Genomic DNA, 23,068 nt, shown 5'->3' on the forward strand with positions numbered 1-23,068 from the left:
TGCGGCGTTTCGCCACACCTCGCATGCCCTGTATGGGTAAGACTAAATTGAGCGCCAAGGTACGCACCGGCGTTTCACGTGAAACAGCTACGACCAGGAGAGCGCTTTGAGTTAAGGCGCCCGCTTCGGGAGTGCACTCCTTGCAGCGCACATCCGACAGTCCCCATATCCGCTGCACACGGAAGACGTGCAGACGTACGACCGATGGCACGACCAGTCACTCAGCAGCGCAACCGCGCCTTCCACGGCAGCAATGATCTGCGGTTAAAGTAAAGAAAACGGGAGGGGCGGGCTTAGTTATATGGACCGGAGGCCTGCTCTTATCCTTGAGGGTCGAAATTACTCCTCCCATCATTGCACTTTTTGACCCTGCTATCGGCAGTGCCTCGACTATATAAGTGCTAGACCAAAACGCGAGGACTGCACAGCTGCAACCACCACCCGGGCTGGGTCTTTACTTCGGGAAACAGCTAACAGTCGAACGACAGTGCAGCAGTACCAAAGGATTCAGAGCATGTGTACGGCTCGTTGTGTCCTGCAAGAGCAGGCGCCTAAACTACGACGGGCAACAACGGTAAAGCCCGTCTGGCTCCCACCAGCCGATTGGTTTCACGTGAAACATGGCCGGCGGCAGAGCGAAGAGGCGTGTCCTTGGAAACATAACAAGTACAGAGTTGTCGTTGCCTGACAGCTAAACACCAACGCGTGGGGGCTAGGCGAAGCACGACCACCGTGAAGCACGATTGTAGAACGGTGTTGCGGCGAAGTCGGCACGGATACGGCGACTAACAGAGAGCACTTACGCAGTTCATACTCTCGGTAGTATCAAGCGTTGTGTAAAGCCAATTCAAAGGCGGTCGTTCTAGAACAAGAAGACTGCCCTAAGAGCAGCTCCGCAAAAGCAGACTAAGCCCACAGAAAAGGGTCGCATGCAGGTACCTCACCTCCAAGGCGATCGGGCTGACCAGTATAAGCAACTTCGGCGGCGATGGCCTCCAAGGCGCAAGGGGGTGTCCATGCCAGGCACATTTGCTTGCCCGTCCCCGCCATCATAGTCACGAGCGTATTCACAGAAGGGACAACTTCCTGCACCGCTGCTCGTAGTTTCGGGTGCCTCCTTCCACAGGCTTATCCACATCCACGTTGCCACTTGTCCCCATAGTTATCCACAATTGCTCAGAAGTGTTACTGTCCTCACTCCTCGCTGTCAGCGGAGGTCGCGTGCGTGTTGTGGTGTTATGGCTGGCTGCTGTCGGGAGTGTAAGTGCGCCCAGTGCATACGCCGGAACCGGAAGGCGCATAACCTTGGCTGCTTAGTAAACCTAATTCGGCTTCTTAGGATCTACGCTGGGCGGTGCGGCGGGGCAGCGGCTGCTGTGCACCCGTGTGGGGTGGGTGTTTCACGTGAAACGGCGACGAACGTAAGAGTACGAGACCTGAGACGTGTGGGGCGGGCGAAAGCGCGGACCGGCTGACGTGCAGGTCCGGCGCCGTAGGTATCCACGGTGTTATCCACAGCACTTTTCCACACGACGCCACGGCTGCTGGGTTGCTGATTATTGCTGGACATGTATAGATGTAGCTAGCGCATACTAGGAGGTAGAGGTGATTCGACTCGCTGGGCCGCTCCACCTCACCATTGCTTGAATCGCGGGCCGTGGCTAGCCTTCCAATCTTTCATCTGCGGCTGAACTAGGGCCGCAATACGTCGCTGTCGAGGACCCGCTTATAGGCCAGCGATGCACCTGGTTTGTCACCAGCAGGAACCAAATGTCCGGTTGATCCTTGAGCGATAATAGGGCACCGTCCCGGCGGCCGTCAGTGATGGTTTGGTGATGCAAAGCATTGCGTAGCTGCAGGGGTACTGGCCAAAGCGCGCTGCTGTTGTGTATTTACCGGAAGGGTCAAGGCAGATACAGCGATCCGGGACGCTGTCTGACGGTACAACACCACCCAAGCGTCCTATCGGGCTACTAAAGCCTATGCTGTGCAAGGAAGGGATAACAGCAGCCGCTGCCTTGCGGTGTAGTAGGGACCACCGATCTTAACGCAACACTAGGCGGAAGGGCTGCCCTACGATCCTCTACTTTTGAGGCCACTACAGCCGCCGCGGGCGCTTGGTGGTTCATGTCTTAGCACCCTCCAGTGGCTAGCTGTTACCCGTATTTATGAGACGACCAAGTGCCTACGGATGTTTCACGTGAAACGCAGCGAGCGTTGAACGATGGGTCCGTAGGCTTTTGGCCGCAATAGGGAAGTGCCACGTGCTTGGGTCACCAAGAGTGCCCGCGTCCTGATGTCGCCTAATACCACTGGACTAGCTGAACTGAGCGGATAGTATCTTGCACGAATGCCGACCTGCCCGCACCCGGGACAGCCATGCGGATTAGTCGTGGCAGTAGTGAAGGGCTCGGCTACGGCGTAAAGCAGCCGCTGAAGGTGCGGGCAGGCCGCACGCGAAGCGCTGTATCGCAGGAATACCGCAAGTTCGATGACTGTCTGTCCCAATCGCTGCAAGTAGATCGGGGCGTCGCAACTAGGTTAGCGGGCGCCCAGACCTTGCCGATAGCTCGCTGGGAGTGTTCGCTGGCGCAAATACGTAGGGTGACACCGCAGGTCGGCTTAGAAGAAGATGAGCTACGGCATTTGAATCGAGTGCAATAGCCATAAGCGCCTGGCCACCTAGGACGCCCCATGCAAAGAACACCCGTTCCCCGGCTGTGGAAAGGTCAGTAGCAACGCCAGCACAAGGCACCTTTTCCTTGGACCGACTGATTCAAGAACTTCGTGACTATAGGAGCCTCCACATTCGCGAGCCCAACTTCGGTCCCAAATACACGTTACGGAGCAGCGTTTCACGTGAAACACCTATGCCCACTCTTAGGAACGTCGAGCCAGAACCAGTCCACTCGCCCATGCACCGAGGCTACTGCTCGCGCCGATAGCAATCGTAGTCAAAGCCAAGCCCGGAAATTGATTTGGCTGCAGCCACTATCCGCAGTAGATCTCCAACCGCAGAAAAAGACCACGTCTGCGTCATGTGCTGCACCTCCTCGTGTTTACGGTACTTAGGCCATAAGTGCTGGGGGAGTTACGGACCAATCACCTAGTAACGCCATCAGCGGTTCTCGTCCGAAAAAGCACGGAGAAAATTGGTGGCCGCTCCCCCCTAGCGGCCGAAAGCCCAACGAGCAACAGTCCACCATGAATCGCATCCGCTGTTTCACGTGAAACAGCAACCCTAAGCCCAGAAGTCGCTACGACCACAGGTGGAAGGAGGAACTTCGAGTCCGATAATGGGGGCATACGAGGCGCAGACGAGCACTATGAAAGTTCTATCTCGATGCCCAGGCATACGTTGAGTGGGCCCAACTGAATGAAGGCTCCACTGCAAGTCGTGCAGCGGAGCATTGAACAACGTTAGTTTCCTGCCATGAGCCAATAGCAGGCGCGCCTGTCACCGGGTTATGGGGACCCGCTAAAAGCAGTAAAACGCCGGCGCCAGGACTATTAGTTCTCCGAACCAGGTGCGAGCACGTCCATGATTCGGTTAAGATCCTCAACACTGGCAAATTCGATGCTTACTCGGCCCTTACGAACGCCCAGCGAGATCTTCACGTTCGTGTCCAACCGATCGGAAAGCGACGACGCCAGGTAATCAAGGCGCTCGTGGCGCGCACCAGGACGCGGAATGTTGTTCTTGGCCGGCTTGGCAGGGTCTTGGTACAGAGCCACGGCTTCTTCTGTAGCGCGCACAGACATTCCCTCGGCCACAATACGCTGGGCAAGCCGTTCCATCGCAGCTGCGTCAGGAAGCGCCAGGAGGGCGCGTGCGTGGCCCGCAGACAGCACGCCGGCCGCAACCCTTCGCTGAACCAAAGCAGGCAGCTTCAGAAGCCGGAGGGTGTTGGACACCTGCGGGCGCGAACGGCCTATGCGGTCGGCCAGCTGTTCGTGGGTAGTACCGAAGTCCTCAAGGAGTTGCTGGTAGGCAGCAGCCTCTTCCAACGGGTTCAGCTGGCTTCGGTGAAGGTTCTCGAGCAGTGCATCCCGCAGCAGATCGTCATCGGTGGTGTCCCGGATGATGGCGGGGATGGTTTCGAGTCCAGCGGCCTGTACAGCACGCCACCGCCGTTCACCCATGACGAGCTCAAACGGTTCTCCACCCACTTCGGTTGAATTCCGAACCACAATGGGCTGGAGGACACCGACTTCGCGAACTGAGTGAACAAGCTCCGCCATGTCGTCCTCATCAAAGACGGCACGAGGCTGTTTCCGGTTTGGGTGGATGTCGGAGACGCGTATTTCCGCAAAACGGACTCCCGGGACCTGCACCAGTTCCACACCAGTGTCCGTTGCAAAGGAATCAAACGAATCACCAGCGGCGGCATCCACAAGCTCCGCCTGGTCCGCCTTTGACGAGTCCGTTGTGGCGGTGTCAGATGCCTCAGCCCCACTCTTTACGGTGGGCTCGTCGGCGTCCTGAGTGCTGCCGGCGCTGTTCCCTGCCGGCTCGTCAGTGGAGTCCACGGGAGTGGGGGTTGACGTCGGTGCCTGCCGCGCGGATGATTTCGCTGCAGACGTCTTGGCCGGCGAGTTGCTGGTTGCCTTGGCTGGAGACCTTTTTACGGACCCTGATTTACCCGGCGTCGTCACCTTCAGGACCGACTCCTGCGTCGACAAAGCATCGACTTCCTCCGGCTCGGAAGTCTTCCTGCGCCCCTCGGGAAAGAAGAGATCGACGGGCCGTGAGACCGCTGCACCGTTGCCGGCCCCGTTCGCACCGGCGGAACTCGGAATCAGTGCGCCCAAACCGCGGCCTAGGCCCCGTCGCTTCTCGCTCATGGGTAAATCCCTCCAGTGGTAGAGCACGGCCTTACCGCGCTCCAGTTGTTGCAGTTCTTGAAGTTTTAGCGTTCCGCTATTTCAGCAGCGGCTTCCAGGTAAGAAAGGGCTCCACTGGATGAGGGATCGTACGTCATCACGGTTTGCTGGTAGCTCGGAGCCTCCGAGATGCGGACCGAGCGCGGCACCACCGCGGACAGTACTTGTTCGGGGAAGTGCTGGCGGACCTCGGCGGCAACCTGGGCAGCGAGGTTGGTCCGGCCGTCGTACATGGTCAGGAGGATGGTGGACACCACAAGGTCAGCGTTGAGATGCTTCTGGATCATCTCGATGTTTTTGAGGAGCTGGCTCAGCCCTTCCAGTGCGTAGTACTCACACTGGATCGGAATGAGGACTTCGCTCGCCGCACAGAAAGCGTTGACCGTCAAGAGGCCGAGGCTCGGAGGGCAATCAATGAAGATGTAGTCCAGGCGTTCTTCGCCCTTCTTTTCACGCGTCTTCGCGTAAACATCGATTGCCCTACGTAGCCGCTGCTCGCGCGCCACGAGTGACACGAGCTCAATTTCCGCACCGGCCAGGTGAATGGTTGCCGGTGCACAGATGAGGTTTCCGATATCCGGGCACTGCGCCACTACATCAGAAAGAGGAACATCGTTGATCAGGACGTCATAGATGCTGTCCACGTCTGCGTGGTGCTCGATGCCCAACGCAGTGGAAGCGTTGCCCTGGGGGTCAATGTCAATGACCAGAACATTCAGTCCGGCAGCGGCAAGGGCGGCGGCAATGTTGACCGTGGTGGTGGTCTTGCCTACGCCACCCTTTTGATTGGACACGGTGAAAATGCGCGTCTTCTCGGGACGCGGCAACCGGCGCCCCACGAGCCGTTCGCGCCTGCGGGTCTCGTGCGCCAGTTCGCGAGCAATTGGACTTGTGTCGTCTATGGCATCGATGATGTTTGCCCTGCCGGTAGACGTTGTTTCACGTGAAACGGCGCCCGCCGAAGACGGTGCTACCTTTTTCGATTGATTAGACGAAAAACCTGACGAAGCGGATGCAGCACCAGCGAAAGAACGCGCTGACCCCAATGACACGAACGGCGGTATCCGTTGCGTGGAGGCTTCGCTACTGGTCACTGGGGCACACTCACTCTCGTTCAGCTGTTTTTGCTGCCGTTGACTAGCCTAACTGCTTACCCCGGCAGACCATGGCCGCCGGGCCTACCCTAGGCCTTCTTTTGGGACTTGTTCACAACGATGCGCACTACAGTGGTGGGCTCTTCCAGCAGGTTGTCGCCCACCGTGACGACAGATGTCTGAACGCCCCCCAGTTTTCGGATAACCTTGGCGGCCTTTTCGATCTCCTCGGCCGCGCTGCGGCCCTTGATGGCAACAACCTCGCCATGGCCGCCAAGCAGGGGAATAGTAAGGCTTGCGAGGTTGGTCAGTGCAGATACCGCGCGTGCCGTCACAACGTCAGCCTCCACATGCCCGACGGCAAGTTCAGCACGCGTCCTCATGACGGTCACGTTATCGAGGTTCAGGTCGTCGACCACTTCCTGCAGCCAGATCACCCTGCGCTCCAGCGGTTCGATCAGGGTAAGCTCCAGGTCAGGGCGGGCGATTGCAAGGCAAAGGCCTGGCAGCCCGGCGCCACTGCCCACGTCGGCTACGTGGCTTCCCTGCGCAATCTCACTCTCAATGACCGCGCAGTTGAGGACGTGCCGTCCCCACAAGCGGGGAATCTCCCGTGGCCCGATCAGACCACGCTCCGTCCCAGAGGTGGCCAGGTGCTCCACATACCGCTTCGCGAGGTCCAGTCGGTCACCGAAAATCTTTTCAGCCGCCAGAAGCTCAGCTGCAGTGATGTCAACCATGATCAGGGAATCAGCAATCCTCTAGTCCGCGGATACAACAATGTGGCGTCCGGCGCCTTCGCCCTCGGACTCGCTCACGAGGCCCAGATCAGCGACGGCGTCGTGGACGATCTTCCGCTCATAAGCACTCATCGGTTCGAGAGCAACAGCTTCGCCTGTCTCCTTCACAGCAGCTGCCGCATCTTCGGCGATCTTCTGAAGGTGGCCCGTGCGTTCCTGCCGGTAGCCGTTGATGTCCAGCACCAACCTGGACCGGTTCTCCGTAGCGGACAACACCGAGAGCCGGGTCAGTTCCTGCAAAGCTTCCAGGACTTCGCCGTCCTCTCCCACCAGGCTGTCCAGGGTGTCGGACTCTTCTTCCGTAACGATCGAGATGTAGGTGCGGCCGTTGCGGACCTCTATGTCTATGTCACCGTCAATATCTGCAATGTCCAGGAGTTCCTCGAGGTAATCAGCTGCAACGTCGCCCTCTTCCTCGAGCCGGCTGGCCGAGGACACCTTGGGGGCGGAGTTGTCCTCTGCCGCGGACTCGTCCTGATCGTCGATGATCTCTTCGGAAAGGGCGTGTTCGGTACTTTCGGCTGACATTACTTCTTCTTCCTGTTCTTGCGTTGTGGCTGGATGCGCTGTCCCTTGGCCTGTGCCACGGCAGCAGCGGCCGCAGCGGCGTCGGCGTCATCGTCCTTCTTGCCGCCCAGGATGGAGAGGGCCGGGAGGCCCTTGGCGGCACGGCGCTCGGCGAGGGCCTTGGCAGCGGGGGATCCCGGCGTCGGCATGCGGCGGATGACAAAGAACTGCTGGCCCATGGTCCAAAGGTTGGTGGTGGTCCAGTAGATCAGGACACCGATGGGGAAGTTGATGCCGCCCACACCGAAAACGATGGGCAGGATGTAGAGCATCATCTTTTGCTGGCGCATGAAGGGGCTGGCCATGGCCTCTTCAGACATGTTCTTGGCCATAATCTGCTTCTGCGTGATGAACTGCGAAGCTGTCATCGCCAGGATCATCAGGATGGAGAGGATCCAGACTGCCACCACGTTGCCACCAGGGGGTGTGCCATGGAGCAGGGTCGCCGACAGGGGGGCACCGAAAATGGTGGACTGGTCAAACTGAACCACCTGCTCGTGGCTCATCGCGCCGATGCCCTCGCCTTCGCGGCTGGCCGTCGAAATACCGGACAACACCGTGAACAGCGCAAAGAAGAACGGCATCTGGATCAGCATGGGCAAGCACGCGGAGAACGGGTTGGTCCCGTGCTTCTTGTACATCGCCATCTGTTCCTGCGCCATGGCCTGGCGGGACAGCTGATCGGTCTTGCCCTTGTACTTGTCCTGAAGTTTCTTCAGGTCAGGCTGCAGCAGCTGCATGCCGCGCTGTGCCTTGATCTGCTTGACGAAGACGGGGATAAGGGCGGCACGGATCACCAGCACCAGCCCGATGATGGACAGCGTCCAGGTCCAGCCCGAGGCCTCAGGCAAGCCAATAGCAGTCAGGCCCTCGTGGAAGCCCACCATGATGATGGACACAAGCCACTTGAACGGAAACATGATTGTTTCAAAGAAGTCCATACTTATCCCTATTCGTCAGGCCGCAGTGCGGCCTTCTCCATCAGTCCGAGCAGCCAGGTACTTGTCCGGGTTGTTCAGCACAACAATTGTGGGGGTCTGGCTGGCAGGCCATTCCCGGTGGCCGGCGGGGACATGGTCCACACCACCGGCGTTCCATGGATGGCAGCGGCCCAGGCGGCGGGCGGCCAGCCAGCTCCCTTTGACGGCGCCATGGACGGTAACCGCTTCATGGGCATAGGCCGAGCATGAAGGGAAGAATCGGCAGACCTGGCCGTACAAGGGAGAGATCACCTTGCGGTAGGCAGTCAGCAAAAGGATAAGAATGTTGCGGGGCAGGTTCCAGAGGAACCTGCCGGCAGCGGCAGCAGCAGGAAGGAGATAGGTGACGACGACGGCGGTGGCGTTACGCACGCAGTGTCCCCTCCTGTGTTGTATCGGCCGAACCGTTAGCAGCAGCCCGTGCAGGGCGGCCAGCCAGCCGGGTCATAGTCGCTGCCAGTGCGGCGTTGTAATCCGACAACAGCTGATCCCAGCTTGCGGACGCGGACGCAGGAAGCGCCCGGACCACTATGGCAAACCCGGTGCCGTACTCGCGCAGCGAGGCAGCACCTGCTTCTCTCAGTCTCCTCTTAACGAGGTTCCTGACCACAGCGTTCCCGACACCTTTGGAAACGATGAACCCGATCCGGCTTGGTTCGTCAGCAGCAATGGCTGCCGTATATAACACTACGTTCCGGCGTCCATTGCGGACACCGGAACGTACAGTTGTTGAAAAATCGGTTGCAGTCCTCAAACGGTTGCGGGTGGCCAGCACCTTAAACTCGCAAAAGAAATGTCTACCGACGAGTCAGTATTTACGCCGACAGCTCGGTACGGCCCTTGCCACGACGGGCTGCCAGGATGGCGCGACCGGCACGGGTACGCATACGAAGGCGGAAGCCGTGCTTCTTGGCTCGACGGCGGTTATTCGGCTGAAAAGTCCGCTTGCTCACGTTAGTTACTCCAGTGGATCAAAGGTGCGCCCACCCGATCAGTAAGGGGAAGAACTGGCCGACGCTAAGTTTTGTATATGCACGCTTCCCCCGGCTGCTCAAACGCACTGCGTCTGAGAGATTCAGATGGGGCCAAAAAGCGGACACAAAGGACTTCACAACGTTAGGGCAATTTGAACCCCCGAGTCAAACCGGAGCAGGGCAGCAGCAGTATCCACAACTGTGGCCAAGCAGCCCTTCCAGCCTGTGGATGAAGTGGCTCACAGCCCCGTTTTCAGAACAACAGCCGTGTAATTATCCACAAGCTACTTGCCAGCTATCTTCTAGGCTTTTCATCCCCTAGAGTTGCCCAGTAGCCGATTATCCACGTGCTGTGCATAACCCTGTGGATGAAGCTGAGCCCCTCCTGGTTCAAGACTTGCGGCTGCAGGCAATGCAGGCAAAGCAAGTTTTGAGGGAACCGATTGATGACAGTAGACGAAGCCAACCACGCCAATACTGTCGGAAGTTCCTGGCGGCGCGTGATCACCCTGCTGGAGCAGGACCACCGCGTTACCCCGCGGCAGCGTGGCTTTGTCATCCTGGCCCAGGCCCAGGGCCTGATTGGCTCCACCCTGCTGGTTGCCGTTCCCAATGAGCTCACCCGCGAAGTGCTGCAGACCCAGGTCAAGGACGCTCTGGATGACGCCCTGCACAACGTGTTCTCCGAGGACATCCGCTGTGCCATCGACGTGGACACCGATCTGGTGCCTGTGCACGTAGAGCCGGAACCCGTCGTCGAACCTTCCTTCTCGCCGGACCAGCTCATCGAGCAGAAGCCGCAGCCCATGCTGCCCAGTACCTCCCACGAGTTCGGCCGCCTGAACCCGAAGTACGTCTTCGACACTTTCGTTATCGGTTCCTCCAACCGCTTCGCCCATGCAGCGGCCGTCGCAGTGGCTGAAGCGCCGGCCAAGGCGTACAACCCGTTGTTCATCTACGGTGACTCCGGCCTGGGGAAGACACACCTGCTGCATGCGATCGGACACTATGCCCGGCGCCTGTATAGCGGAATCCGCGTCCGCTACGTCAATTCAGAGGAATTCACGAACGACTTCATCAACTCCATCCGCGACGATGAAGGCGCCAGCTTCAAGACCACGTACCGCAACGTGGATGTGCTGCTGATTGACGACATTCAGTTCCTCGCCGGCAAGGACCGGACGCTTGAGGAGTTCTTCCACACCTTCAATTCGCTGCACAACAACAACAAGCAGGTGGTCATCACCTCGGACCAGCCGCCCAAACTGCTCGCCGGTTTCGAGGACCGCATGAAATCGCGCTTCGAATGGGGCCTGCTGACGGATATCCAGCCGCCGGAGCTCGAGACCCGCATCGCCATCCTGCGCAAAAAGGCCCTGAGTGAAGGCCTTTCGGCGCCGGATGACGCCCTGGAGTACATCGCGTCCAAAATTTCGAGCAACATCCGTGAACTTGAAGGCGCCCTGATCCGGGTTACTGCCTTCGCCAGCCTGAACCGGCAGCCCGTTGATGTGGCCCTCGCCGAGATGGTCCTCAAGGACCTCATCACCGACGACGGCGCCCAGGAGATCACGTCGAGCCAGATCCTCACGCAGACTGCGGACTACTTTAAGCTCAGCATGGAAGAGCTCTGCAGCAAGTCCCGCACCAGGACCCTCGTCACCGCCCGCCAGATCGCCATGTACCTGTGCCGGGAACTGACGGACATGTCGCTTCCCAAGATCGGTCAGGAGCTCGGCGGCCGCGACCACACCACTGTGATCCACGCGGACCGCAAGATCCGCGAGCTCATGGCCGAGCGCCGTGTGATCTACAACCAGGTGACAGAGCTGACCAACCGGATCAAGCAGCAGCAGCGCGATTCCTGACCTCGCATCTATACCTTATTAACAGGTGCATGTGGATAAGCCTGTGGATAGTTAAGGGGACAACGGCGGTTAATGGGCTTAAAACCCTTAAGGCGCCTGTGGATTCGAAAAACGGCCAAAAAAGTTGTCCCCATCCACACCCTGTTTAAAACCTGCTCCGCCCACAGCTCATGAACAGGGCTTAACCGCCGGATCCTGCGGCCGGAGGAGGTTATCCACAGTTTCCACAGCAGTTATTAACACTACTAAATCCCAAAAATTTGAAATCCCTCAAATAACAAGATCGTTCTCCTGCCCCGCACCAGGGGCCGACGGCCCCGAGGGACCTGACGGGGACAATCGGGGGATGGGTTAATCGCTGGTCTTCCGGCTAAGCTGTCAGCAGCGCTCCCATCCTTGGGTTTCTGCGTGGTCAAGGCAGCACGGACCATGCAGGTTCAGGTGTCGGGACAACTCCTTTGGGGGCTTCCTGCGGGAAGTTTCCGGAACACCATCGCAGCAGCAATGAAAGGCGGCACCCTTCCGTGAAGTTCAGAGTCGATCGGGACGTCCTGGCAGAAGCCGTCACGTGGACAGCCCGATCGTTGTCTCCGCGGCCGCCTGTCCCCGTCCTTTCCGGCCTGCTTTTGAAGGCCGAAGCAGGGACGGTGAGCCTTTCGAGCTTTGATTACGAGACGTCCGCCCGTTTGGAGATTGCGGCAGATATCCGTGACGAAGGCACCATCCTGGTTTCCGGCCGCCTCCTCGCGGACATTTGCCGCAGCCTTCCCTCAGCCCCTGTCGACGTCGAGACGGACGGCAACAAGGTCACACTGACCTGCCGCCGAAGCAGCTTCCACCTGGCGACGATGCCTGAAGCTGAATATCCGCCGCTTCCATCACTTCCCACCGTCAGTGGAACAGTTCCGGGTGACGCATTTGCCCAGGCGGTCTCCCAGGTGATCATTGCAGCCAGCAAGGATGACACCTTGCCTATCCTCACCGGGGTTCGGATGGAGATCGAGGATGACCTCATCACACTCCTGGCCACGGACCGCTATCGTCTTGCCATGCGTGAGGTGCCGTGGAAGCCGGTGAATCCGGGAATCTCCACCAGTGCCCTGGTCAAGGCCAAGACCTTGAACGAGGTAGCTAAAACCCTTGGCAACAGCGGTGATATCCACCTCGCTCTCGCAGATGACGAAAGCCGCCTGATCGGGTTTGAAAGCGGTGGACGTACCACCACCTCGCTGCTGGTTGATGGGGACTACCCGAAGATCCGCTCGCTCTTCCCGGATTCAACTCCAATCCACGCAACCGTGCAGACCCAGGAACTCGTTGAAGCGGTACGGCGCGTGTCACTGGTGGCAGAACGCAACACGCCTGTCCGGCTGGCCTTCACCCAGGGTCTGTTGAACCTTGACGCCGGCACCGGTGAAGACGCCCAGGCGTCCGAGGAACTGGAAGCCCAGCTCTCCGGTGATGACATCACCGTCGCGTTCAACCCCCACTACCTGGTGGAGGGCCTGAGCGTTATTGAAACCAAATTTGTCCGGTTCTCATTCACGGCAGCACCAAAGCCCGCAATGATCACCGCCCAGGCAGACGCTGACGGCGAGGACCAGGACGACTACCGTTACCTCGTGATGCCGGTCCGCCTCCCCAACTAGTCCCTGCCGCCACCCCCGTCCCGCAAGTCCCCATCAACTTCCAGCCAGGGAACCCTGGCGGCGTGACCCACGCAGTTGGGCTATCCACCCTCCCACCAGCGCAGAAAAGAGATCCACCGTGCACATCGGACTGATCGGCCTCGGCAAAATGGGGTTCAACATGCGCGAACGCCTGCGCAAGGGAGGTGTGGACGTCACCGGGTACGACCGCAATCCGGACGTCACCGACGCCGGCTCCATTGATGAGCTCCTCGCCGCGGTTCCCAGTCCACGGCTTATCTGGGTGATGGTTCCCGCCGGTGACATCACCGACGCCGTGATCAGGGAACTCAGCGAAAAACTGGATGAGGGCGACCTCGTGATCGACGGCGGCAACTCGCGTTTCACTGAAGACCAGAAGCACGGGGAACTCCTCGCCGCCAAGGGAATCCGTTTCGCGGACTGCGGCGTTTCCGGCGGCGTCTGGGGACTGCAGAACGGATACGGGCTGATGGCGGGCGGCGATGCAGCCGACATTGAACGCGCTCTTCCCGTGTTTGACGCCCTGCGTCCTGAGGGTGAACGCGCAGACAGCTTTGTCCACGTTGGCGGTGTTGGCGCCGGCCATTACGCCAAGATGGTGCACAACGGCATCGAGTACGGCCTCATGCAGGCGTACGCCGAGGGTTACCAGCTGCTCGCTTCCAAGGACATCATCACCGATCTGCCGGGCACCTTCCGTGCCTGGCAAAAAGGCACCGTGGTCCGTTCCTGGCTGCTCGACCTCCTGGTCAAGGCACTGGACGAAGATCCGGGCCTGCAGAACATCGACGACTACGTCGAGGACTCGGGTGAGGGCCGGTGGACCGTGGAAGAAGCAATTGCCAACGCCATTCCCGCGCCGGCCATCACCGCTGCGCTCTTCGCACGCTTCGAATCGCGTGAGGACAGCTCCCCAGCCATGAAGATGGTGTCCGCCCTGCGCCACCAGTTCGGTGGACACGCAACCCGTCCCGCCAAGTAGCCACCACGGGGAGCTCCTTAGGTTCCCAGAATTGCCGAACCCCGCGTGTACCTAGAACACCTCTCACTGACCGACTTCCGCAGCTACGCCCAGGTGGACCTTGCCCTGGGTCCGGGTGTCACCGTCCTGGTGGGCTACAACGGCATTGGCAAGACCAACCTGATGGAAGCCATCGGCTACCTGGCCACGCTGAGCTCCCACCGGGTCAGTTCAGACGGACCGCTCCTGCGGTTCGGCACCGACCGTGCACTCGTCCGGGCACGCCTGGTCCGCGGCGGGCAGATCACCGTGTTGGAACTGGAGATCAACTCCGGCCGGGCCAACCGCGGCCGCATCAACCGGAGCAACCCGGTGCGCGCCCGCGACCTGCTCGGCATATGCCAAACAGTGCTCTTCGCCCCGGAAGACCTGGCACTGGTAAAGGGTGACCCCTCGAACCGGCGCCGTTTTCTTGATGAGCTGCTCGCAAGCCTGGTCCCGCACCACGCGGCCACGCGCAGCGACTATGACCGCGTCCTGAAACAACGCAACGCCCTGTTGAAGTCCGCCCGTGCCGGCAGGTTCACCTCCGCCCATGAAGCAACATTGGATGTCTGGGACCAGCACATGGCCAGGGCCGGGGCCGAGTTGCTTTATGCCCGGCTTGAACTCGTGGAGCGTCTCCGCCCGCACCTCGCCCGGGCGTACGCCGAGCTGACTGACGCGTCGAAACCCGCTGACGCCCTCTACCGCTCCACGCTCCAGGATCAGATGGACGACGACGGCGCCCCCTTGCAAAGTGACGCCGGTACCGGAGCCGGGAGTGCTTCGCCGGAAACCGACGACTTGCGCCAACTGACGGTTGAGCAGTTGACCGAACGGTATGTGCGTGCCTTCGCAGAGGCGCGACGGAAGGAACTGGAGCGGGGGATCTCGCTGGTGGGACCGCATCGCGATGAACTGGAGCTGATCCTGGGCCAGGCACCCGCGAAGGGCTACGCCTCCCATGGAGAAACGTGGTCCATGTGCCTCTCGCTCCGGCTCGCTTCCTATTACGTGATGCTGGATGATGCCCGTACCGGCGGTTCTGCCCCCATCCTGATCCTCGATGACGTTTTTGCCGAGCTTGACGTCCAACGCCGGCGTAAACTGGCGGCAATAGTGTCGGGCGCGGAACAGGTCCTGGTGACCGCCGCCGTCGACGCCGATATCCCGGAAGAGCTGTCCGGCCGGCGGGTGAAAGTCATCGCGGGAGGTATCGATGAATAGGGACGAGAAGAAGCCGGGCCAACAGCCCGGCGGGCAACAACCCCGCGGCACTGACGGCCGTGTCCCCGACAACATTGACGCGCCGCAGGCTGCACTGAACAGGATGCGGGAGGCTGCGGCAGCGCGTGGAGAAATCCGGCGGGCCGCTGCGCGCCCGGGATCCCAGAAGGCCAAACGCGGAATCAGGGACACCCGTGGTTTCAGCCAGTTCCATGCCACCGGGCGCGATCCCCTCGGCCTCGGCAACGTAGTGGGCCGGCTTGTGGCTGAGCGCGGCTGGACATCACCGGTTGCGGTGGGCTCCGTCATGGCGGAGTGGGCCACCCTGGTGGGACCGGAAATTTCCGCGCACTGCACGCCGGAGAGCTTCACCGACACTACGCTGCATGTCAGATGCGATTCCACGGCCTGGGCCACGCAACTGCGGCTTCTCAGCATCAGCCTGCTGGAGAAATTCCGAGTGGAACTGGGGGATGGAGTAGTCACCAGCATCCAGGTCCTCGGACCCTCGGCACCCAGCTGGCGCAAGGGCGGCCGGTCCGTGAACGGACGGGGACCCCGCGACACCTACGGATAGTCCGTCGTCGAACTCTTGAAAATCCCCTGATTGGCGTGTAGCGCCCTGGAAGGGCCGCAGGCTGTATAGGCACCCGGAGACCGGACCGCTGGAGCGTCCAAGGCGGGATACATGGCCTGCCGCAGGCACATTGGCCTTCGCTCACGGCTGCGCAATGCGGGGATACCGCCGGTTTCGCGATAGAATCGCTCTAGATAACTGGGCGCGGGTGAAACGTTGACTGAGTCCGTTTTCCGCAGGCTTTCAGCACGCGGACATCGGGTTCCGCCATCAGCTAGTCACCGGCGCTATAAGTTTGCGCCTGCCGGCAGATGGAATTCTTGGGCACCTGGGGAAGACATCGGCCGGCCACCATCGAGAACAGAGGAGTCGGCAACGCCTGTGGCTAACGACAATACGGATATTCTGGCAGTTGAACCCGCAGTCGAGGATGCCCGCACGCCTGACACCCCTGCGGAAGCTGCCACCCCGCGCGAATACGGCGCCAGTGACATCACCGTCCTTGAAGGCCTGGAAGCAGTGCGCAAGCGCCCGGGCATGTACATCGGCTCCACCGGGCCGCGCGGGCTCCACCACCTGGTCTACGAAGTGGTGGACAACTCCGTGGATGAGGCCCTCGCCGGCTACTGCACCCACATCGAGGTAGTGCTTCAGGCCGACGGCGGCGTGAAAGTCGTCGATGACGGCCGCGGCATCCCCGTCGACATGCACCCCACCGAGCACAAACCCACTGTCGAAGTAGTCATGACCATCCTGCACGCCGGCGGCAAGTTCGGCGGCGGCGGGTATGCCGTTTCCGGTGGCCTCCACGGCGTGGGTATCTCGGTTGTCAACGCCCTCTCCAGCCGGGTGGATACCGAGGTCCGGCGGCAAGGCCACGTGTGGCGGATGTCCTTTGCCGACGGCGGCAAACCCCAGGGCAGCCTGGTCAAGGGCGAGGAAACCGACCACACCGGAACTACCCAGACGTTCTACCCGGACGCCGAAATTTTCGAGACCACCGAGTTCGACTTTGAGACGCTTCGGGCACGGTTCCAGCAGATGGCCTTCCTCAACAAGGGCCTGCGGATCACCCTGACGGACGAACGTACCTCGACCAGTGACAGTGAAGAGGACGCTGACCTTGATTTGGACGGCATGGTCACCGAGGGCGAAGTCAAAGCCGAGCACCGCACGGTGGTTTACCAGTACAACGAAGGCCTGCTGGACTACGTCAAGCACCTGAACTCCGGCAAAAAGGTGGAGGTAGTCCACGAGGACGTCATTGCCTTCGAGACCGAGGACAAGGAACGCCGGATTGCCCTGGAAATGGCAATGCAGTGGACCAACGCCTACTCCGAAAGCGTCCACACCTACGCCAACACCATCAACACCCATGAGGGCGGTACGCACGAAGAGGGTTTCCGTGCTGCCATGACCTCCCTGATCAACCGCTACGCGCGGGAAAAGGGAATCATCAAGGAAAAGGACGACAACCTCACCGGTGACGATATCCGTGAGGGCCTTACCGCCGTCATTTCCGTCAAGCTTGCCGAGCCCCAGTTCGAGGGCCAGACCAAAACCAAGCTCGGCAACTCCGAGGTCAAGGGCTTCGTCCAGCGCGTTGTTACCGACGGGCTCGGTGACTGGCTGGAACGCAACCCCGGCCCTGCCAGGGACGTGATCCGCAAGGCCATATCAGCGGCGCAGGCCCGGATGGCGGCGCGCAAGGCCCGCGACAACGCCCGCCGCAAGAGCCCGCTGGAATCGTTCGGTATGCCGGGCAAGCTGTCCGACTGCTCCTCGAAGGACCCGGAGAAGTGCGAGGTCTACATCGTGGAGGGTGACTCGGCAGGCGGCTCGGCCAAGCGCGGCCGGAACCCCGAGACCCAGGCAATCCTTCCGTTGCGCGGCAAGATTTTGAACGTGGAGCGCGCCCGCCTGGACAAGGCACTGGGCAACGCAGAGGTCCAGTCCATGATTACGGCCTTCGGTACAGGCATCGGCGAGGACTTTGATCTTTCAAAGCTCCGCTACCACAAGATCGTCCTCATGGCCGACGCCGACGTGGACGGCCAGCACATCACCACCTTGCTGATGACGCTGCTCTTCCGTTACATGCGGCCGCTGATCGAAAACGGCTACGTCTACCTCGCCCAGCCGCCGCTGTACAGGATCAAGTGGTCTAATGCGGCCCACGACTACGTCTACAGCGACCGTGAGCGTGACGCAAAACTGGTCGCCGGCCAGGCAGCAGGGCGCCGCATCCCGAAAGACAACGGCATCCAGCGCTACAAGGGTCTCGGCGAGATGGACTACACCGAACTCTGGGACACCACCATGGATCCGGACCACCGCACGTTGCTTCAGGTCACTATGGATGATGCCCTCGCTGCGGACCAGATCTTCTCGGTCCTGATGGGCGAGGACGTGGAGTCACGCCGTAACTTCATTCAGCAGAACGCCAAGGACGTCAGGTTCCTGGATATCTAGGCGCACTTCCCTGACATTCCAGAGCTGACATATACCTGAAACGGAAATACATAATGAGCGACGAAACACCCGAGAACCCGGTCCCCGAGGCCGGGAACCCGGACACCGTTCTTGAAGGCGACGTGCTGATCGACCGCGTAGAGCAGGTGGACCTGCAGACGGAAATGCAGCGGTCCTACCTGGACTACGCCATGGCCGTTATTGTGGGCCGCGCCCTACCGGACGTCCGGGACGGCCTGAAGCCGGTGCACCGCCGGGTGCTGTACGCAATGTTCGACGGCGGCTACCGTCCCGAGCGCTCCTTCAACAAGTGCGCCCGTGTAGTGGGCGAGGTCATGGGCCAGTACCACCCCCACGGCGATACCGCGATCTACGACGCCCTGGTGCGCCTCATCCAGGACTGGACCATGCGGTACCCGCTGGCCCTCGGCCAGGGAAACTTTGGTTCGCCCGGCAACGATGGTGCTGCTGCGCCCCGTTACACCGAGACGAAGATGGCCCCGCTCGCCATGGAGATGGTCCGGGACATCGACGAAGAGACTGTCGACTTCCAGGACAACTACGACGGCAAGAACCAGGAACCCACCATCCTCCCGGCCCGGTTCCCCAACCTGCTGGTCAATGGATCCTCGGGCATCGCCGTCGGCATGGCCACCAACATCCCGCCGCACAACCTCCGCGAGGTAGCGGACGGCGTGCAGTGGTACCTGGCTAACCCGGGAGCGAGCCGCGAGGAATTGCTCGAAGAGCTCATCCTGCGGGTCAAGGGCCCGGATTTCCCCACCGGCGCCACCATCCTGGGCCACAAGGGCATCGAGGATGCCTACCGGACAGGCCGTGGTTCCGTCACCATGCGAGCGGTGGTGAACGTGGAGGAACTGCAGGGACGGACCTGCCTTGTGGTCACCGAACTGCCCTACCAGGCAAACCCGGACAACCTCGCCATCAAGATCGCCGAACTGGTCAAGGACGGCAAAATCCAGGGCATCGCCGACCTGCGCGATGAAACGTCCGGCCGCACCGGCCAGCGCCTGGTGATCGTCCTGAAGCGCGATGCCGTGCCGAAGGTGGTGTTGAACAACCTTTACAAGCACACCGAGCTGCAAAGCAACTTCTCCGCCAACATGCTGGCCATTGTTGACGGGGTGCCGCGCACATTGAGCCTCGACGCCTTCATCAGGCACTGGGTGACGCACCAGATGGACGTCATTGCCCGGCGCACCCGGTACCGCCTGCGCAAGGCCGAGGAAGAAGCCCACATCCTGCGGGCCCTCCTCAAGGCACTGGACATGCTCGATGAAGTCATCGCGCTTATCCGTGCCTCCAACACCACCGAGGCTGCGCGCGACGGCCTGATGGAACTGCTGGACATTGACGAGCTGCAGGCCCGCGCCATTCTGGACATGCAGCTGCGCCGCCTCGCAGCCCTGGAACGTCAGAAGATCCAGGACCGGCACGCTGAACTTGAAGCACTGATCGCGGAGTACAACGAGATCCTTGGTTCCGAACAGCGCCAGCGCGAGATCATCAGCAACGAACTCGGTGAGATCGTAGCCAAGCACGGTGATGACCGGCGCACCAGGATCCTCATGGGCTACGACGGCGACATGTCCATGGAGGACCTCATCCCCGAAGAGGAGATGGTTGTCACCATCACCCGTGGCGGCTACGTCAAGCGCACCCGGAGCGATAACTACCGCTCGCAGCAGCGTGGCGGTAAGGGCATCAAGGGCGCCCAGCTCCGCGGCGACGACGTCGTGGAACACTTCTTCGTCACCACCACGCACCACTGGCTGCTGTTTTTCACCAACCTCGGCCGCGTCTACCGGGCCAAGGCCTATGAACTGATGGAAGCGGGCCGTGACGCCAAGGGCCAGCATGTTGCCAACCTGATGGCATTCCAGCCGGACGAACACATCGCCCAGGTCCTGGACATCAAGGACTACCAGCAGGCGCCTTACCTGGTCCTCGCCACCAAACGGGGCCTGGTCAAGAAAACGCGGCTGGAGGACTACGACACCAACCGCTCCGCGGGCGTGATCGCCATCAACCTCCGCGACAGCGATGAGCTGGTGTCCGCGCAGCTGGTTTCGGAAACCGATGACCTGCTGCTGGTGTCCCGCAAGGGCCAGTCCATCCGCTTCACGGCAACCGAAGACGCCCTTCGCCCCATGGGGCGTGCTACCTCCGGTGTCACCGGCATGAAGTTCCGCGAGGAGGACGAACTGCTGGCCGCCAACGTGGTCACTGACGGGTCGTTTGTATTCATCGTCACCGAGGGTGGCTACGCCAAGCGCACCGCAGTGGATGAATACCGCCTGCAGGGACGCGGCGGCCTGGGCATCAAGGTTGCCAAGCTGGCAGAAGGACGGGGCGACCTTGTGGGAGCGCTGATCGTCCAGGAAGAGGACGAAGTGCTGGTGGTTATGGAGGGCGGGAAGGTGGTCCGCTCTTCCGTCGCCGGCGTTCCGGCCAAGGGTCGGGACACCATGGGTGTCATCTTCGCCAAGCCGGACAAAAACGACCGGATCATCGAAGTGGCGCGCAACAGCGAACGCGGTCTTGTGGGCGAGGAATTGCTTGAGGATGACGTAACGTTGGCTGAAGATAGCGGTTCCCCGGAGGAAGCCGCAGAGTCAGCAGTGGCAGAAGAATCACCGGCCGTAGAGTCAGAGGACGCCTCGGGCGACGCTGAGCCGAACGAAGACAACACGGAGGTAACGAGTGAGTAATCCGGACTCATTTCCCAACCCGAACACTTCTGTTCCCGAGGGAAGCCGGCCTTCGGCTGCGCCCCGCGTGAACGCTCCTGTTCGTCCCCAGCAGCGTCCGGCAGCACCTGCCGCTGCTCCAGGCCAGCGCCCCCCGGTCTCCGGGCAGCGCCCCGTACAGGGTGAACGGCCTGTGCAGGGGCAGCCGGCACCGCGCACCGCACCCGTAAACTCCGTGCAGGGCCAGCCCGTCCAAGGACAGCGTCCCGCACAGGGAAACCCCGGACAAGGACAGCGCCCCGCACAGGGAACGCCGGGCCTGGTGAAACCGGCGCCGAAGGCAAAGGTCAGGCGTGCGCGGCTGCTGGTCAGCAAGGTGGATCCCTGGTCCGTCTTGAAGATGGCGTTCCTGCTGTCAGTGGCGCTGGGGATCGTCACGGTGGTGGCGGCCATCGTCCTGTGGACCGTTCTGGACCTCACGGGCATCTTCGATCAGGTGGATAGCCTGCTGGGCACCCTTGCCGGCTCCGAGGGCGGCGGCTTCGAACTGAAGAAGGTTGCTTCCCTGGGCCAGGTGGCATCCTTCGCCACCATCATCGCCGTGGTCAACGTTGTCCTGTTGACCGCGCTCTCCATGCTTTCCGCAGTTCTCTACAACATTGCTGCCACCTTGGTGGGCGGCATTGGCGTTACCCTCACGGACGATTAGTCCCTGTTTTCACCGGCCGGTGGCCGGCGAAAACGCCCGATTTGAGATCGGGCCGGGATGTGCTGTAAAGTCATGTCTCGGCCCGATGAGGTATCGGGGCGTATAGCTCAGGCGGTTAGAGCGCTTCGCTGATAACGAAGAGGTCCCAGGTTCAAGTCCTGGTACGCCCACGGAACCTGTGCAGGTTCAAGTGGAGGTTTGGTTCGCATCACTGCGGCCGGGCCGGAATGGGGAGCACGTGAAGAAGTTGCTTGTAGTGGCAGCTGCAATCGCGAGCGTCCTGGTCTACCGGAAAGCACAGGAATCCGAAGCCCGGAAAACTGTCTGGAGCGAGTCAACCGATACGGTTGACTAGGCCGGACGCCCAGGCGGGGAGCTGGTCAAGAGCTCCCAGGTTCTAGGGTATGATGGACGGGTTGCTTCTTATGGGGGCATGGCGCAATTGGTAGCGCACCTGCTTTGCAAGCAGGGGGTTCGGGGTTCGAGTCCCCGTGCCTCCACCATAAGAAAGTCCCGGTCAGCGTCAAACGCTGGCCGGGACTTTTGCTTTGCCGGTCTATGGCCGAGATTAGGCTGGGACAGTGAACTTCTTCATCGCAGCCCTGGGCGTGCTGGGTGTAGCGTCCTCCGGCCCCCTGATAGCTGCCACGCTTGGAGCTACCAGTGTCAGCGCGTTGGCCATAGCTTTTTGGCGGAACGCCATCGGTGCCGCGGTCATGGCCACTCCCACCCTCGTGCGTGAGCCGGCCCAGTTTGGCAGGGTCACCAAGGCGGAGTTTCGCTGGTCGGTGCTTGCCGCCGTCGCGCTGGCCCTGCACTTCGCTTGCTTCATCACCTCGCTGCAACTGACCAGCGTGGCCGCAGCCACCGCGCTGGTCTGCCTCCAGTCGGCGTGGATCGCCGTCTTCCAGCTCCTCCGCGGCATCAGGCACCCTTGGCAGGTGCTGGCAGGGCTGGGCATCGCTTTCTGCGGAGTCGTAGCCATCACGGGGTTCGACATGGGGTCTTCACCCGAGGCCCTGCTGGGAGACCTGCTGGCGGTGGCCGGCGGGGCCCTGGCCGGCCTGTACACGCTGGCGGGCGGCAAGGCCCGGCAAAGTATGACCACCGGTACCTACACCACCCTGTGCTACGGCATGTGTGCAGCCCTGGTGGCCGTGCTGGCCCTGGCCAGCGGCCAGCCGCTCGCGGGCTTCGAAGCGGCCGGCTGGCTTGGCATCGCAGCCATCACAGTGGGCGCCCAGCTCATTGGGCACACGGCGTTCAACCACCTGCTGGCCACCATGAGTCCGCTCCTGGTGTCAATGATCATTCTTTTGGAAATCCCCGGGGCCGCAGTGCTCGCAGCCCTGTTCCTGGACGAGGTTCTTCCTGCCGGTACCTACGCCGGACTGGCACTGATCCTGGTGGGACTCGCCGTCGTCGTACTCAGGTCCGGGCGGGCAGCGCGGCGGAAACGGGCAACAGGTACCGGCAGCCCTGACGGTCCTCCAGAGCGTCCCCTGGCGGAACTGGGGACGGACTGAACCTCC

General features: G+C 61.1%; 18 protein-coding genes and 2 tRNA genes. 12 read left to right on the plus strand and 8 right to left on the minus strand.

Annotated features, from left to right (window positions below; genetic code table 11):
* Nucleotides 1-3,510: 3,510 nt before the first annotated feature.
* The 8 genes from AC5RT4_RS11645 to rpmH all read right to left on the minus strand — a co-directional run bounded on the left by AC5RT4_RS11645 (nt 3,511) and on the right by rpmH (nt 9,278).
* A complete protein-coding gene (locus AC5RT4_RS11645) occupies nt 3,511-4,845 on the minus strand; it encodes a ParB/RepB/Spo0J family partition protein (protein ID WP_494105807.1) in 1,335 nt (444 codons plus the stop codon).
* 65 nt (nt 4,846-4,910) lie between these two features.
* A complete protein-coding gene (locus AC5RT4_RS11650; protein ID WP_494105808.1) occupies nt 4,911-5,978 on the minus strand; it encodes a ParA family protein in 1,068 nt (355 codons plus the stop codon).
* Nucleotides 5,979-6,067: 89 nt separating this feature from the next.
* Nucleotides 6,068-6,718, minus strand: coding sequence for a 16S rRNA (guanine(527)-N(7))-methyltransferase RsmG (gene rsmG, locus AC5RT4_RS11655; protein WP_494105809.1), 651 nt, complete (start codon nt 6,716-6,718; stop codon nt 6,068-6,070).
* A gap of 21 nt (nt 6,719-6,739) precedes the next feature.
* Complete coding sequence (locus tag AC5RT4_RS11660) at nt 6,740-7,306, minus strand: Jag family protein (RefSeq protein WP_494105810.1); 567 nt, start codon at nt 7,304-7,306, stop codon at nt 6,740-6,742.
* On the minus strand, nt 7,306-8,286 hold the full coding sequence (yidC, locus tag AC5RT4_RS11665) for a membrane protein insertase YidC (protein ID WP_494042249.1): 981 nt from the start codon (nt 8,284-8,286) through the stop codon (nt 7,306-7,308). The genes AC5RT4_RS11660 and yidC overlap by 1 nt, the downstream gene beginning before the upstream one ends.
* 15 nt (nt 8,287-8,301) lie before the next feature.
* On the minus strand, nt 8,302-8,697 hold the full coding sequence (gene yidD / locus AC5RT4_RS11670) for a membrane protein insertion efficiency factor YidD (protein ID WP_494105811.1): 396 nt from the start codon (nt 8,695-8,697) through the stop codon (nt 8,302-8,304).
* Nucleotides 8,690-9,100, minus strand: a complete 411-nt coding sequence (rnpA, locus tag AC5RT4_RS11675; RefSeq protein WP_494042247.1) for a ribonuclease P protein component — start codon at nt 9,098-9,100, stop codon at nt 8,690-8,692. The genes yidD and rnpA overlap by 8 nt, the downstream gene beginning before the upstream one ends.
* Nucleotides 9,101-9,140: 40 nt before the next feature.
* Nucleotides 9,141-9,278 carry a 50S ribosomal protein L34 gene (gene rpmH / locus AC5RT4_RS11680; RefSeq protein ID WP_003800212.1) on the minus strand — a complete coding sequence of 46 codons (138 nt, stop codon included), beginning with the start codon at nt 9,276-9,278 and terminating at the stop codon, nt 9,141-9,143.
* A gap of 467 nt (nt 9,279-9,745) precedes the next feature.
* On the opposite strand from rpmH, the gene dnaA reads away from it, so the two are divergent.
* From dnaA to AC5RT4_RS11740, 12 genes are all read left to right on the plus strand, one after another.
* Nucleotides 9,746-11,167 (plus strand): chromosomal replication initiator protein DnaA, encoded by a 1,422-nt coding sequence (gene dnaA, locus AC5RT4_RS11685; RefSeq protein WP_494042246.1) that lies wholly within the window; start codon nt 9,746-9,748, stop codon nt 11,165-11,167.
* Nucleotides 11,168-11,691: 524 nt separating this feature from the next.
* On the plus strand, nt 11,692-12,816 hold the full coding sequence (gene dnaN, locus AC5RT4_RS11690) for a DNA polymerase III subunit beta (protein WP_494042245.1): 1,125 nt from the start codon (nt 11,692-11,694) through the stop codon (nt 12,814-12,816).
* A gap of 118 nt (nt 12,817-12,934) precedes the next feature.
* On the plus strand, nt 12,935-13,819 hold the full coding sequence (gnd, locus tag AC5RT4_RS11695) for a phosphogluconate dehydrogenase (NAD(+)-dependent, decarboxylating) (RefSeq protein ID WP_494105812.1): 885 nt from the start codon (nt 12,935-12,937) through the stop codon (nt 13,817-13,819).
* A gap of 45 nt (nt 13,820-13,864) precedes the next feature.
* Nucleotides 13,865-15,067, plus strand: coding sequence for a DNA replication/repair protein RecF (gene recF / locus AC5RT4_RS11700; protein ID WP_494105813.1), 1,203 nt, complete (start codon nt 13,865-13,867; stop codon nt 15,065-15,067).
* Nucleotides 15,060-15,644: a DciA family protein gene (locus AC5RT4_RS11705; RefSeq protein WP_494105814.1), complete on the plus strand. Its 585-nt coding sequence runs from the start codon at nt 15,060-15,062 to the stop codon at nt 15,642-15,644. Before recF ends, AC5RT4_RS11705 begins: the two co-directional genes overlap by 8 nt.
* A 381-nt stretch (nt 15,645-16,025) precedes the next feature.
* Nucleotides 16,026-18,116, plus strand: coding sequence for a DNA topoisomerase (ATP-hydrolyzing) subunit B (gene gyrB / locus AC5RT4_RS11710; RefSeq protein WP_494042241.1), 2,091 nt, complete (start codon nt 16,026-16,028; stop codon nt 18,114-18,116).
* Between the two features lie 53 nt (nt 18,117-18,169).
* A complete protein-coding gene (gyrA, locus tag AC5RT4_RS11715) occupies nt 18,170-20,848 on the plus strand; it encodes a DNA gyrase subunit A (protein WP_494042240.1) in 2,679 nt (892 codons plus the stop codon).
* Nucleotides 20,841-21,536, plus strand: a complete 696-nt coding sequence (locus AC5RT4_RS11720; protein ID WP_494042239.1) for a DUF3566 domain-containing protein — start codon at nt 20,841-20,843, stop codon at nt 21,534-21,536. The genes gyrA and AC5RT4_RS11720 overlap by 8 nt, the downstream gene beginning before the upstream one ends.
* A gap of 96 nt (nt 21,537-21,632) precedes the next feature.
* Nucleotides 21,633-21,706 (plus strand) — tRNA-Ile (locus AC5RT4_RS11725).
* 68 nt (nt 21,707-21,774) lie between these two features.
* On the plus strand, nt 21,775-21,891 hold the full coding sequence (locus AC5RT4_RS11730; RefSeq protein WP_494042238.1) for a DLW-39 family protein: 117 nt from the start codon (nt 21,775-21,777) through the stop codon (nt 21,889-21,891).
* A gap of 72 nt (nt 21,892-21,963) precedes the next feature.
* Nucleotides 21,964-22,039: transfer RNA gene (locus tag AC5RT4_RS11735), tRNA-Ala, on the plus strand.
* Nucleotides 22,040-22,117: 78 nt separating this feature from the next.
* Nucleotides 22,118-23,062 (plus strand): DMT family transporter, encoded by a 945-nt coding sequence (locus tag AC5RT4_RS11740; RefSeq protein WP_494042237.1) that lies wholly within the window; start codon nt 22,118-22,120, stop codon nt 23,060-23,062.
* The last annotated feature ends 6 nt before the right edge of the window (nt 23,063-23,068 follow it).

The organism is Arthrobacter sp. sptzw42, assembly GCF_059089685.1.